Source organism: Mucilaginibacter sp. (assembly GCF_028288225.1).
Taxonomy (GTDB): domain Bacteria; phylum Bacteroidota; class Bacteroidia; order Sphingobacteriales; family Sphingobacteriaceae; genus Mucilaginibacter.
This window is the reverse complement of sequence record NZ_JAQBOC010000018.1, coordinates 55,466-70,290: the sequence shown is the minus strand read 5'-3', so window position 1 is coordinate 70,290 and position 14,825 is coordinate 55,466. Positions and strand designations below refer to the sequence as shown.

Genomic DNA, 14,825 nt, shown 5'->3' with positions numbered 1-14,825 from the left:
TTATGAACAAGCAAAATGAAAACCCGGCAGAAGAAAACCCCGAAAAGCTTTTAGATTTAAAAGTAACTGAACCTAAGATATGGGCGGCAGGAATCCCTGCTGTAACTGCTGCATTAAGTGATGTGGTAGAGGAAGCGGGAATGGTACGCGGTATGGAAGCATTATTCCGCATGAATAAGAAGGGCGGTTTCGACTGCTCAAGTTGCGCCTGGCCCGACCCTGATGATGACCGCTCGCCAATTGCTGAATACTGTGAGAACGGGGCAAAAGCACTTGCTGAAGAGGCTACCACAAAAAAGCTTACCGGTGAATTCTTCGCTCAAAATGCCGTTGCTGATCTTGCTAAGCTAAATGATTATGAGATCGGGAAAAAAGGCCGGATAGCACAGCCGGTATACCTGCCAAAAGGCGGCACACATTATCAATCAATTAGCTGGGACGCGGCTTTTAAAAAAATTGCCGAACACTTAAATGCTTTAGCATCACCTAATGAAGCCGCTTTTTATACCTCAGGAAGAACCAGTAACGAGGCTTCATTTACCTACCAGCTGTTTGTAAGGGAATTTGGTACTAATAATATGCCCGATTGTTCAAACATGTGTCATGAGTCAACCAGCGCAGCACTGGCTGAAGTTATAGGGATCGGTAAAGGAACGGTAACCCTGAATGATTTTTACGATACGGATGTAATCATCATTATGGGGCAAAACCCCGGGACAAACCATCCGCGTATGCTTACTGCGTTGCAAAAGGCAAAAGAAAACGGCTCAAAAATAATAGCTATAAACCCGCTTTTTGAAGCAGGTTTAATGGGATTTAAAAATCCGCAAACTGTTAAGGGCCTAATGGGTATTACAACTCAATTAGCTGACTTGTACTTACAGGTTGAAATTAATGGTGATATGGCCTTGTTAAAAGCAATTGAAAAACTGCTTTACGCAGCCGAAGTTGAAAGTCCGGGAACGGTTTTTGACCATGAGCATATTAAGAATAAAACAGTTGGCTATATCGCTTTTTTGCATCATCTGGATCAATATAAAATTGAGGACCTTGCTATTGCTGCAGGCGTACCCTTGAGGCAGATAAGGGAAGCAGCTGATATGCTGAAAAACAAAAGCCGGATAATTATATGCTGGGCCATGGGAATTACACAACATACAAATGGTGTAGATACTATTAAAGAAATTGTTAACCTGGCAATGCTAAAAGGTAGCATTGGGAAGCCTGGAGCCGGTTTATGTCCGGTGCGCGGCCACAGCAACGTACAAGGCAACCGCACCATGATGATATATGATAAGCCTTATGAAAAACAATTGGATAAGCTCAAAAAAGTTTTCGGTTTTGAACCACCACGCGAACATGGTTATGATGTGGTTGAAACTATTAAAGCTATGAATGATGGTAAACTGAAAGTGTTTTTTGCGATGGGAGGAAATTTTCTTTCGGCTGCGCCTGATACAGTTTATACAGCTGAGGGAATAAGAAAAATGAAACTGACTGTTAATGTTTCAACTAAACTTAACCGCAGTCATTTGGTGCATGGAGAAGAATCAATAATATTACCTACCCTTGCACGAAGCGATAAAGATGTTGTGGGTGGTGAAGTTCAATTTATAAGCTGCGAAAATTCGATGGGGGTTATTCAAATGTCTAAAGGTGTATTAAACCCGATCTCAAATGATCTGATGAGTGAGAACCAGATAGTTTGTAAGCTAGCGAAAGCAACTCTTGGCAATCGTACGGTGATTGACTGGGATAAATATGCCAAAAGTTACGATGAGGTTCGGGACATAATAGAAAAAGTTATCCCTGGTTTTGATGATTATAACAAACAGGTACGCAAGCCGGGTGGATTTTATTTACCAAATGCAGCACGCGAAGGTAAGTTTGAAACAGATGATTTTGGAGATAAAGTGCCGTTTACAATTGCTGAACTGCCCGAACATAAACTGCAGGATGATGAATATATGATGACTTCCATCCGCAGTCACGACCAGTTTAATACCACCATTTATGGCCTGGATGACCGTTATAGAGGGATTCATAACGAACGACGGGTAATATTTATGAACAGAAAAGATATTCAAAAGGCCGGCTTTCAGGAAGGTGAGAAGGTTGATCTGTTTAATTACCACGGAGGAAGAGAAAGGGTGGCACGCCTGTTTATTGTGGTGCCCTACAATATTCCCGAACGAAATACTGCAACTTATTATCCCGAAACAAACGTTTTAATCCCTATTGATAGTGTGGCAAAAAAAAGTAACACACCTACTTCAAAGCTTATCTTCATTAAAATAAAAAAACACGTACCTCAAAATCAAAATTAACATCACCTTTACCTGTAAATAATTTATATAACATCAATCTATGAAAAATTTCTTTTTAGTACTTGCATTAGCTTTTATGGTTAATGGCATTTACTTTTCTGCTAAAGCCCAACCGCCAAACAATTTAAAAATTGTTTTTGTCCGCCACGGCGAAAAAGAAGTTACAGGCGATAATTTAAACTGCCAGGGATTGAACAGGTCATTGCAATTGCCAAAGGTACTGGTAAGTAAGTTTGGTGTGCCCAGGACGATTTATGTTCCGGCGCTTAATCCTAAAAAATCAACCTCCCATGCCCGTATGTTTCAAACAGCAAGTCCATTAGCTATAAAATATAGTTTAGCTATCGATACAAAATTCGGGGTAGATGATTTTATGCCATTGGCGCAAAGCCTTGAAACACAAACCGGAACGGTGGTTGTAGTATGGGAACATAAGGCTATGGATAATATTATTAAAGCTTTAGGCGTAAAAGCACAAGGCTTAAAATGGGCCGATGATGATTTTGACAGTATTTGGATTGTTACCTTCACAAACGGAAAAGCTGTGTTAACTATGGACAAAGAAGGGCTTAAACCGGTTGCAGGTTGCCCGTTTTAATAAATATTGAAAGTTTATAACAGTTTTTTTACAAATTAGTATTAACGCTATTTCTATAGCGCTCATAGCCAACTCCCAACTGTTCAATAAAACTGTCAACTAATTAAATACTGTATAGTATACATTTAAAGAAAATTTTCTTTAAACTTGGTCATGAAATTGTACAATACAATTAAAGGCATCCTGCTTCAGCATAACGAAACGGCATTTATTATTGATGAACCATGGGATTTATTGATAAACCGTGACGATCTTGAAAGTTATTTAGTATCCAAAACTAAAAAAGCAAAACAATTAACCGCTGCTGAAAAATTGGAGTGGTTAGCTACTGATGCCATTTTACCCCCAATAAGCAGGCAGGAAGTTTGGGCAGCAGGGGTTACCTATTTAAAAAGCAGGGATGCCCGTATGGAGGAATCTCAAAGCTCCGGAGCTGCGAGCTTGTATGATAAAGTTTATGATGCCGAGCGGCCCGAATTATTTTTTAAAGCAGCTGCCTCACGGGTTGCTGGTCATGGTCAGCAGGTTTATATCCGCAAAGATTCAGCCTGGAACGTGCCTGAGCCCGAGCTTACGTTGTTTATTAACTCGAAAGGGAAGATCCAGGGCTATTCAGTTGGCAATGATATGAGCAGCAGGAGCATAGAAGGGGAAAATGCCCTCTATTTGCCGCAGGCTAAAATATATGAAAAAAGCGCAGGCTTAGGGCCATGCTTGTATGTAAGTTCAGCACATATTGGGGGTGAAACTGCCATTAAACTGAATATAAAACGTGATGGCAACATTATTTATAATGATGAAACGACCGTATCGCGCATAAAAAGATCATTTGATGAACTGGTATCTTATCTATACAGCGAATGCGATTTTTCTTATGGCTGTTATCTAATGACAGGTACCTGCCTTGTGCCGCCCGGTGAATTTACTTTGAATGTTGGTGATGAAGTGGAGATCAGTATTGATAAAATTGGTACACTTGTAAATACCATAGCCTTAAACCCAAAACATAAACCATAAATTAATGAGCGTTTTAAAGTATTCATCTATCGTTCTGGCTGCCTTATGTTTAAGCGCATGCCAGGAAAATAAAGCAACCAAACAGGTTGTTGCCGATAGCCCGTATGCTAAAGGGACATTTGGTTATGATCTTGATTTTTTGAAGAAAAAAGATAGCGTTATTGTACTAAACAGCAAGGATGGCAACGGGCAGGTAATTGTTTCGCCAAAATACCAGGCAAAGGTATTTACATCAACTGCTGATGGTGCAAACGGTAAAAGCTTTGGATGGATAAACTATAAAACTTTTGACCAGCAATCATTTGACCCGCATATGAACGCTTATGGCGGTGAAGACAGGATTTGGTTAGGACCGGAAGGGGGCAAGTTTTCCTTGTTTTTTAAACCCGGAACAAAAATGGAGTTTGCCAATTGGCATACACCTGCCGCCATTGATAATGAGAGCTGGAAGCTTGTTTCAAATACAGATAAAAAGGCATCATTCACCAAATTGGCAAAGCTGCTCAACTATGCGGGGACAACGCTTAACCTGTTGATCTACAGGGATATTGAAATTCTTGAGCCGGCTGATGTTAAAAATGTGCTGGGAATTGATTTGGATAGTAAGGTAAAATCGGTTGCTTTCCATACAACAACTACCTTAACCAATAAAGGAGATAAAGCCTGGGATAAGCAAACTGGTGCACCATGCATCTGGAACCTGGATATGTTTGCTCCATCATCCCAAACAATAACGGTTGTTCCGTATAACGATGGCACAGGAAAGATTGCCACTACCGATTATTTTGGCGAGATCCCGAAAGATAGGATAAAATATAATAATGGTGTTTTATTGTTTAAGGCCGACGGAAAATCGCGCGGAAAACTCGGGATGCAGGCGGCGAGGGCAAAAACTATGGCTGGTAATTACGATGCAGCTAATAATGTGTTAACAATAACCCTATTTGATACTGACCCCAAAGCAATATACCTTAACCAGGAATGGCGGACAGACAAAGACCCATTTATTGGTGATGCAGTTAATGCCTATAATGATGGCCCCCTTGCTGATAAAACACAATTAGGTCCGTTTTACGAAATTGAGAGTGTTTCACCGGCAGCTTTTCTTAAACCTAATGAGAAGCTTTCGCACAACCACAGCGTATTTCATTTCACTGGCGATAAGGATGAATTGAATACAATTGCATTAAAAACATTAGGAATATCATTACAGGATATACAAGCTGCATTTAAATAATTATATTCAGCCGGTCAATTATTATAAACCAATTTAAACCAGTTTCATGTCAAAAGATAAAAAGCTTATTGCATTAGCCTTAGTTACGTCCTTGTTTTTTATATGGGGATTTGCGCTAAACCTTAATCCGATATTAATAGCACATTTAAAAAAAGCCTGTCAGTTAACTGATTTTCAATCTTCTTTAGTTGATTCTGCTTCGTATTTCGCCTATTTCCTTTTACCAATTCCTGCAGCCCGTTTTATGCACCGTTATGGTTATAAAGGCGGGATTTTATTAGGCTTGGTACTTTTTGCAACCGGTGCCTTTTTATTTTTCCCGGCTGCTGCAGTAAGAAGTTATGCGTTCTTTTTATCAGCATTGTTTATTGTTTTCAGTGGCGCTGCATTTTTAGAAACCGCGGCAAACCCATATATAACTGTGCTCGGTGACCCCGAAACAGCAACCTGGCGGATAAATTTCTCCCAATCATTTAATGGTTTGGCTGCTACACTCGGGCCTTTAGCCGGGGGTGTTTTTATTTTATCGGGTAAAACTTTAACACCTACCCAGGAAGCGGCCATGTCTCCCGATCAATTAAATAGCTATTTAAATAAAGAGGCATCATCAGTTCAAATCCCTTACCTTGTAATAGGCTTGGTTGTATTGGTTGTGGCATTTTTAATATTCAAAACCTCGTTACCCGAGATTGTTGATGAAAACGAGCCGGCGGTCGAGGAAGAAAGCGGATCGCTATTAAAGCAAATAGGGTCGTTATTAAAGATCAGTAATTTAAGAAACGGAATTATAGCACAGTTTTTTTACGTTGGTGCACAGGCAGGGATCCTTGGCTTTTTTATCAGGTACTCAGAGCGCGTAGCCGGCCTTGAGGAAAAACCGGCTTCGTTCTATCTTACTGCAGCTACGTTTTGCTTTATGCTGGGAAGGTTTAGCGGCACGTTCCTGATGAAATTTATAAACCCGGTAAAATTGCTTGCTTTTTATTGCGTGATGAACGTCTTATTGCTGATCCTTATTTTCTTCCTGCATGGCAAATTCACTGTGATCGCCTTAATGGGGGTTACATTTTTTATGTCAATAATGTTTCCTACCGTATTTTCACTAAGTATCAGGGGTCTGGGGCAAAAAACCAAGCTTGGGTCATCATTAATAATAATGGGAATAGTGGGTGGTGCAACAATTCCGCCGATAATGGGCCTGGTTTCAGATGCAAGTAATATTAAATTTGCTTACCTGGTGCCAATTGTATGCTTTTCATACATACTCTATTTCGCGACGACAAATTTGAGAGTTAAGAAATTGGAAATGGTTGGCAGCCATTAATAAATTGAATCCTCTCCTTTGGAGAAGACAGGGTGAGGCGAGTGTAATTTAAACTTTAATAATATGAATTTACAATTAACAAATAAAGTAATAGTAGTAACCGGTGGCGCTAAGGGCATAGGCGCAGGAATAGTAAAGGTACTAGCAGCAGAAGGGGCTATCCCGGTTATTGTGGGCAGGACTGAGGCAGATAACATGGTTGTTGTACATGAAGTTGAAGCAGCCGGAGGAAAAGTTCACCAGGTTGTTGCAGAGCTTACCGATCCGGCTGCGTGCGAAAAGGCAGTAAACGAGGTTCTGCAACATTTTGGCCGGATTGAAGGTCTTGTTAACAATGCAGGTGTAAATGATGGTGTAGGACTTGAAAATGGCAATTATGAACAATTTATGGCTTCGCTGCATAAAAATCTTGTTCATTATTACCTGATGGCACATTTTGCATTGCCTGCTTTAAAAAAATCAAAGGGAGCTATATTGAATATTACCTCAAAAACTGCAGATACAGGACAGGGAAACACATCCGCATATGCGGCGGCAAACGGCGGCCGGAATGCATTAACACGCGAATGGGCAGTTGAACTTTTGAAATACGGAATAAGGGTAAATGCAATAGTTGTTGCTGAATGCTGGACGCCGCTATATGAGACCTGGATAAAAACTTTATCAAATCCGCAGGAAAAGCTAAAGGAAATTGAATCAAAGATCCCATTAGGAAGCCGGATGACCACTACCGAAGAAATAGCAAATACCGCTATCTTTTTACTGTCAGAAAGATCAAGCCATACAACCGGGCAATTGATATATGTTGATGGGGGATATGTGCATCTTGACAGGGCTTTGGCGAATGCGTAGCAGAGGTTAGTTGATTGAGTTGATTGGGAGAGTGGTTGATTAAGTTATGATTATCGACCCTGCAAAACCTAATCAACCTAATCAACCTAATCTAACTTAATCAACTTAAACGAATGTTAAAAATAGATTCTCATCAGCACTTTTGGAAATTTGACCCGGTTAGGGATAGTTGGATTGATGATTCCATGGCTGCAATACGGCAGGACTTTTACCCGCAAGACCTAGAACCAATATTAAATAAATATAATATTAATGGCTGTATAGCTGTACAGGTAGGTCAAAGCGAAACGGAAACTGAATTTTTATTAAGCCTTGCAGAAAAACATGATTTTATAAAAGGAGTTGTTGGCTGGATTGATTTGATGGATCCGCATGTGAGGGAGCGTATAGCTTATTATAGCAACTTTAAAAAGCTCAAAGGTATTCGTCATGTTTTGCAGGGTGAACCAGACAGGGCCTATATGCTGAATCCGCAGTTTATGAAAGGTATTGCTGCCCTTAAAAATTATGATCTTACCTATGACATATTGATCTTCCCCGATCAGTTGGGTTACACTAACCAGTTTGTAAAAAATATTTCAGGAGTTCGCTATGTCATTGACCATATAGCCAAACCTGACATTAAAAACGGGAATATTGAGAAGTGGGCAAATAACATGAAGATCATTGCTCAGCATGAAAATGTTTGGTGCAAAATATCAGGCATGGTAACTGAAGCCGACTGGCAAAACTGGAAAATAGCTGATTTTGAGCCTTACCTTGATGTAGTATTTGAAGCTTTTGGCGCTAAAAGGGTGATGTTTGGTTCCGACTGGCCGGTTTGTAATGTTGCCGGGGGATATGATAAAATGATCTCGATAGTTCGGAATTACATATCTAAGCTATCTATAAATGAGCAATCCCGCTTTTGGGGACTCAACGCTATTGAATTTTATAAACTTAATTAAATTGATGAAGATGAAAAGATCAGCTTTACTTGTTTTAGCGGGAGTTTTAGTTTCCTTATCTGTACAGGCACAGGAAAAATTTAATGGACTTGGTGTAAACATGGGTAATCTTTACCGGATGTCTGATGCCAAAACCAGGTCTATCAGCCCTGAGAATTTTAATGGCGAAAAGGGTAAGGGTGGTATGGCCACCACAGGTACGGGGGCAGCGCCATCAAGAGAGTTGGGACAAACCTGGAAAGTAAGCCCGAGTGTTGTTATCAAAAAACACACAACATATACTGTTGCCGAGATAAACGAGTCAGGTGCTATACAGCATATCTGGATGACACCTACAGGTAACTGGCGCTATTCTATCATTCGCTTTTATTGGGACGATGAAACTACACCATCTGTAGAAGCGCCGGTTGGCGATTTCTTTTGTATGGGATGGGGTAAATATGCACCCGTTACGTCATTAGCAGTTGTTGTTAATCCGGGTAGTGGGTTAAACTGCTATTGGCCTATGCCTTTTCGCAAAAAATGCCGTATAACCATGGAAAATATTGATAATGAAGATATGGTGCTATATTACCAGGTAGACTATACACTTACTGACGTTCCTAAAGATGCCGGTTACTTTCACGCTCAATTTCGCAGGGTAAACCCATTGCCATTTAAAAAAGATTTTGTAATGGTTGACAGCATTAAAGGTAAGGGACAGTATGTAGGCACCTATTTAGCCTATGGCTCAAACAAAAACGGCTGGTGGGGTGAAGGAGAGATCAAGTTCTTTATGGATGGAGATACTAAATTCCCGACTATTAATGGTACGGGCACCGAAGACTATTTTTGCGGAGCTTATGATTTCGACAGCCGGCATAAAAACGCGGCTGGTGTTGAAGGCAGCGAATATACTGAATTCAGCGGCCCTTACACTGGTTTGCCGCAAGTGTTAAGAGGAGATGGGCACTATGAAATAGCCCAGCGATTTGGTCTTTACCGCTGGCACATTGCCGATCCTATCCGTTTTGAAAAAGACCTTAAAGTAACCCTGCAGGATTTGGGCTGGCACCATGATGGAAGGTACATGCCACTACAGGACGATTTGGCATCGGTAGCATTTTGGTACCAAAGTGAACCCCACGGAGCTTTCCCGGTATTCCCTTCAAAGGATCAGCTGGAGGTTAATTAAAATATTGAAGATTAGATTTGACAACTTTTTAAAAGTTGTCAAATCTCTAGATCCTCCTCTTCAGCGTCATCACAACCATGTCGTGCCGGTTGTCATGATAAACCTCCAGTAAAAGGTTCCGGTCATTCTGTGATTTAAACAGGTTATCAACTTCTTCAAGGCTCATTTTTGAGATAGGTTTAAAATTTATAGATACGATCTCATCATCCTTCGCAAGGCCTATCTTATCGCCTGCAGAGCCGGGTTCTACGCGGCTAATAATAATTCGCTTAAAACCATCGCCATCGGCATAATATTCCAGGCCGCTCATATCCTGCTCAAATGGTTCTTTAAAATTGTGACCGGGCTTCAAATAAAGGGCATTACCAGGGTAGTCAAAAACAACGACAAATTTTTTAAGCAAGCCAATGCCAATGTTTCCGTCTCTTTTTACGCTTAGATAGTTTTTTAAAGAGTCATCCTGTGGAAAGGAAGAAATTATATTTTTGATCTTATACTTTCCCAATCCAATTTCATTCACCCGGCTTATAAACCCATTTATCGGCCCGCTAAATCCAACACCAAGATTAGCGCGGATACATTTTTTTTGTAATTCATTTTTGTCAGATATGTTTTCAAGGGAGAGCGGATGGCCGGCGCCAAGATCAATTACCAGCTTGCTTTTCTTTGCACTTCCATCGGGCATAACAACAATTGCTTCCATATAAGGTTTATGATCCTCAATGGTTATTGGCACCTTGTCGCCTTTTGCAAACTTCTTTTTATCCTTTGACCTGTATACTGTTATGGTTGAATCACTAAAATTTACCTTTACAGCCAGGTTATTGAAAAATTCGTATCCCAGCAAACCATGTATCGGCATTCCTGCATAGTTTGATAAGCCAAAATGATCTTTTTTTAATATGGCTGCACTAACGCCATAGCTGGTAAGCCCCGGGATCCCAATATTTAATACAGGAGAGGCATATGCCTCGTACGATTCGTTTTCGCCAAACCCTCTCAGCTTTAAAATGCGTTTTACCGGTATGTTTAGCGAATCAATTAATTGAGGGTCGGTAATTATCATCAATCCAACACCCGTGTCCATAACAAAATTAAAGGGCCCTTTATTATCGATCTGCAATTGAATAATTACCATATTCCTCACCAACCGGAATGGTATGGATACTTTTTTATGGTGATTGTTTATATCAAATGTTTGAGCGTAGGCTGTTGTTAAAATAAAGCAATTTAAATACAACAGCCAAAAAATTAACCGGTGTATATTTTTACTAAGCATAACAAAAAGATTAAGTATAACAATAAACTCTTTAGGGGAAAGTGTTACCTTGTAAGAGGGCAATTGGCTTATCCTCATATTTAAAAGCATTGTTTATTTTACAGCCATTGTGCATGTTGTTTATAATCAACAGCGCATATTAATAGTGCAAATAATTTTGGTTTATAATTGGCAATGCTCTCCTTTTATTTATAAAGGATTTAATATATTTATTATATATAAATTTAAGAAGAAATAGCTGATAATGCTATTCAAATTTTATACAAGTTGGTACAAGTTTGTACAAGCCAAACCATTTGGCTATATATTATATTTTTGCTTCAATATTGAATTTTGGCTATGCATAATGACGAGTTTTTTATAGAAAAAACCAAAAAGTTATTTGAAATAAATACTGGTTGGGGCGATAGCAGCGAGTGGACTAACCAGGATTTTGTAATCCTGAGCGAAAAGATCCAGGAACATACTGGTATTGCGCTTAGTCATGTTACGCTAAAAAGGGTTTGGGGTAAGGTAAAATACGATAGCCTGCCGAATACGCATACGCTTGACACGCTTGTTCAGTTTTTGGGGTACGAAAACTGGCGCAGCTTTAAATCACAAAATGGCAACGGCACAACACCTGCAGAAAATATTATACCGATTCCTGTTGCAAGCGATATTAAAGAAGAACAGCCAGCTACCGGAAAAAGTACAAACCGGTTAAAGATCATTCTTTTTATTATTTGTGTTATAGCTTTAATTGCAGCCATAACTTACACTAATAAAAATACACCGCCCAAAGTTGCTGATAACGATTACAAATTCAGCAGTAAAAAGGTAGTTTCAGAGGGTTTGCCAAATTCGGTAGTATTTAATTACGATGCTACCAAATCACCTTACGATTCAGTTATTATTCAGCAATCATGGGATAGGCACCTGCAAACAAAGGTTTCTAAAAATGATCATCAGCACACTTCTATTTATTATTATCCTGATTATTATAAGGCAAAGCTTATTGTGGGCGGGAAGATCGTAAGCATGCACCGGCTTTTAATTAAATCAAATGGCTGGCTGACCGCAGTTACACAATCGCCTGTGCCGGTGTATTTTTCAAAAGAAGAAGTTATAGTTAACGGGAAAATTTCATTACCAATTGAAAAGGTCCAGGCAAAAAATGTCAAGCTGCAACCTGTTACCCCTGACGTGCTTTATGCAAACGTACGCGACTTTGGCGAGATCTACAGTGATAATTTTATTTTTGAAACGTCTGTAAAAAACGATTATAAGGAAGGGGCATCAATATGCCAGCTCAGTAAGATCTATATTTTGTGCGAGGGCACGGCCATTTACATCCCGCTTTGCAGTAAAGGTTGTATTTCCTCACTCGATTTACTTTTTACAAATTATTATGCTTCCGGCAAACAGGCAGATCTGTCAGCCTTCGGGGTCGATTTTAGCTCGTTTGTAAAAGTACGGATTGAAACGGCAAACAGGAAAGCGAAAATATTTTTGAATGGTAAGCTGGTTTATTCGGTAAATGAGGACATCATCAAAGCAAAAATAATAGGGATTGATTACACCTTTCAGGGTACAGGCTCGGTTGATTATGTTAAACTATCAAACGGTAAGGTAAATTACGAAGATGATTTTAATGATGCCTCTGGCGGTAAATTAAGATAAGGCGAAGAATCAAGAAATCAAGAGTCAAGAATCAAGATAGGAAGAAAGAAAATTCATTCATTTGATTCTTCTTGTATCTTGATTCCTGACGTCTTGAATCTCGTCCTGATTCCTGACTCTTGATGTCTTGACTCTTATCTACTTACAATATTTTCTTAGCTCGTCGACAGCATCTTTCGATCCCAACTCTACGGCTTTATTTAAGTCGGCACAGCCTGTTTTATCATTCTCCTGTAGCTTAGCTATTCCGCGGCTCAGCCAGGTATCATAATTGCGGGGGGTCAGCTCTATGGCTTTAGCAAAATCACTTAACCCGCTCTCGTAATCCCGCATAAACATTTTGGCTTTTGCGCGCTGGATGTAATTATTACCATCCTCCGGACTAAGTTTCATGGCTTGTTTAAAGTCGCCATTCATAGCGGCGGTATCACGTATATAAGCCTCTGCAAGACCACGGTAAGCATAGGTTTTAATATTATCAGGATTAATTAACAGTACGCTGATATAATCATAAACAGCACCCTCGTAATTTTTCTGAAGCATTTTTAAATTGCCTCTTATAAAATAAGCGTCATCATTGTTCTGATCCTTATCAATAGCTTTACTGATGTCGCTTGCGGCTCCTTCGTAATCTTTAAGCCCCATTTTAACATTAGCCCTGCCGCTGTATGCCAGCGATATCGAATTAGAATCTACAGCAATGGCTCTGTCAAAATCAATCATAGCACCCCTGTTATCCCCTAAGCCCCCCATAGCCGCGCCGCGAAGGACTAAAAGTTTTCCGTTTTTTGTATAAGGTGTAACTACTTTGCTGAATAATACTAATGCCTCGGAGTATTGCCTGTCATCAAGTAATATTTTTCCAAGCCTTATGTAGGCCTGTTGGTTTTTAGGGTCGAGTTCAACCTGTTTTTTAAAATCTTTTATGGCTCCCTCTTTATCGCCCATCCGGCTTTTGGCAATTCCGCGGTTTAAATAAGCATCTGCATTACCTGGGAACATTTCGATGGCTGTTGTAAAATCAGCTATTGCACCGCTGTAATCAACCAGCAGTATTTTCATTTCACCGCGGCCAAAATATCCATCGGTATTTTTGGGGTTGATCCGGACAGCCGAGTTATAATCATCCAGTGCGCCGGTCGTATCCTTTAAAAATCTTTTTGCTTTTGCACGGGTTATATAGGCATACCCATCCTGATTTTTGCCATAGTTAACAGCGTTGTTTGCATCATCTAAAGCACCATGGAAGTCTTTTTTATCTATTTTTAGGTCCGCGCGGTTTTGATACGCCTCTGATAAATTAGAATTTAGTTCAATGGCTTTATTATAGTCGGCCATAGCAGCGTCCTTGTCGTCCATCTTGCTTTCTGAGATCCCCCGGTATAAATAAAGTTCTGCATTTGAAGGATCCTGTACAATTGCTTTGTTAAAGTAGTCAATAGCAGCTTTGTTATCCGAGCTATTGCTGATGGCTTTTGCCAAATAGTAATACAGGTTATGCAAACCAGGATTCATTGTGCTTGCTTTTTTGTAGTCTTCAATAGCGCCTTTATAATCTCTTAAGTTTGTTTTTATATTGCCGCGATAAAAGATAGCTTCGGCGTTTGAAGGGTTCATCTGTAACGTTGTAGTATAATCGGTAATGGCTCCGTTATAATCAGCAATGGTACCTTTTGAATTGGCCCGGTAATAATATGCATCCGCATTGTTAGGATTTAACCTAATGGAAACATCATAGTCCTGGACAGCACCTTTGTTATCGTTTAAATTTGTTTTTGCAACGCCGCGATATTCGTATAATTCAGGGTCATTAGGTGTAATTTCTATAGCCCGGCTGAAATCTTCAATTGCCCCCGCATAATCGGCAGAGTTAACTTTGGCATTAGCCCTGTAGTGATAAATGTCGGCATTCCGAAGTCCTAATTCAATAGCCTTTGAATAATCATCTATTGCGTTTTTGTATGATTTGATGTTGCTGTTGGCATTGGCACGATAGTAAAAAGCATTGGCGTTGCCGGGATCTATCCCTACAACTTTGGTATAATCATTAACAGCTTCATCATATTCCTTGCTATTGCTGTAGGCATTTCCCCTATATAAATAGGCATTTACATTATCGCCATTTAACTCGATGGCTTTAGTAAATTCAGGAATCGCAGCCTTGTAATTTTTTTGATTAGACAGGTCGTTAGCCAGTTTCAAATGTTGATCTGATGTTTGAGCAAAGGCCAGGAGTGGTATAAATGAAATAATAACTAAAAGTCTTTTCATAATTATGTTACATCAAAATTGGCAATAAATAAGCCAAATATTATTTATGATTTAAACTGAATGATAAAACGTTTATCAAATAAGCTATTTTAATGCCTCAAGGCAGTGAAAATATATAAAAATTAAACTTACAAGCA

Annotated in this window: 11 protein-coding genes; 9 read left to right on the top strand and 2 right to left on the bottom strand. The window is 39.6% G+C overall.

Annotation, left to right across the window (positions count from 1 at the left end):
- The first annotated feature begins 2 nt into the window (after window positions 1–2).
- The 8 genes from JWQ54_RS05835 to JWQ54_RS05800 all read left to right on the top strand — a co-directional run bounded on the left by JWQ54_RS05835 (window position 3) and on the right by JWQ54_RS05800 (window position 9,476).
- Window positions 3–2,327, top strand: a complete 2,325-nt coding sequence (locus tag JWQ54_RS05835) for an FdhF/YdeP family oxidoreductase (protein ID WP_299581546.1) — start codon at window positions 3–5, stop codon at window positions 2,325–2,327.
- 40 nt (window positions 2,328–2,367) lie between these two features.
- Window positions 2,368–2,925 (top strand): histidine phosphatase family protein, encoded by a 558-nt coding sequence (locus JWQ54_RS05830; protein WP_299581544.1) that lies wholly within the window; start codon window positions 2,368–2,370, stop codon window positions 2,923–2,925.
- 153 nt (window positions 2,926–3,078) lie between these two features.
- Window positions 3,079–3,942 carry a fumarylacetoacetate hydrolase family protein gene (locus JWQ54_RS05825; RefSeq protein ID WP_299581542.1) on the top strand — a complete coding sequence of 288 codons (864 nt, stop codon included), beginning with the start codon at window positions 3,079–3,081 and terminating at the stop codon, window positions 3,940–3,942.
- 4 nt (window positions 3,943–3,946) lie between these two features.
- A complete protein-coding gene (locus JWQ54_RS05820) occupies window positions 3,947–5,179 on the top strand; it encodes a DUF6786 family protein (protein ID WP_299581540.1) in 1,233 nt (410 codons plus the stop codon).
- 46 nt (window positions 5,180–5,225) lie between these two features.
- A complete protein-coding gene (gene fucP / locus JWQ54_RS05815; protein WP_299581538.1) occupies window positions 5,226–6,503 on the top strand; it encodes an L-fucose:H+ symporter permease in 1,278 nt (425 codons plus the stop codon).
- Between the two features lie 63 nt (window positions 6,504–6,566).
- Window positions 6,567–7,355 carry an SDR family oxidoreductase gene (locus JWQ54_RS05810; protein ID WP_299581536.1) on the top strand — a complete coding sequence of 263 codons (789 nt, stop codon included), beginning with the start codon at window positions 6,567–6,569 and terminating at the stop codon, window positions 7,353–7,355.
- A gap of 113 nt (window positions 7,356–7,468) precedes the next feature.
- Entirely contained in the window at window positions 7,469–8,302 is an 834-nt protein-coding gene (locus tag JWQ54_RS05805; RefSeq protein WP_299581534.1) for an amidohydrolase, read from the top strand.
- Window positions 8,303–8,312: 10 nt separating this feature from the next.
- Complete coding sequence (locus tag JWQ54_RS05800) at window positions 8,313–9,476, top strand: glycoside hydrolase family 172 protein (RefSeq protein ID WP_299581532.1); 1,164 nt, start codon at window positions 8,313–8,315, stop codon at window positions 9,474–9,476.
- Between the two features lie 46 nt (window positions 9,477–9,522).
- Here JWQ54_RS05800 and JWQ54_RS05795 read toward each other — a convergent pair whose 3' ends face one another.
- The gene (locus JWQ54_RS05795) at window positions 9,523–10,755 is read right to left on the bottom strand and encodes a PDZ domain-containing protein (protein ID WP_299581530.1); all 1,233 of its coding nucleotides are present in this window, start codon (window positions 10,753–10,755) and stop codon (window positions 9,523–9,525) included.
- Between the two features lie 339 nt (window positions 10,756–11,094).
- Between JWQ54_RS05795 and JWQ54_RS05790 the strand changes: the two genes are divergently transcribed.
- Window positions 11,095–12,417, top strand: coding sequence for a hypothetical protein (locus tag JWQ54_RS05790; RefSeq protein WP_299581527.1), 1,323 nt, complete (start codon window positions 11,095–11,097; stop codon window positions 12,415–12,417).
- Between the two features lie 138 nt (window positions 12,418–12,555).
- On the opposite strand, the gene JWQ54_RS05785 is transcribed toward JWQ54_RS05790, so the two are convergent.
- Complete coding sequence (locus tag JWQ54_RS05785) at window positions 12,556–14,688, bottom strand: tetratricopeptide repeat protein (protein WP_299581524.1); 2,133 nt, start codon at window positions 14,686–14,688, stop codon at window positions 12,556–12,558.
- Between the last annotated feature and the right edge of the window lie 137 nt (window positions 14,689–14,825).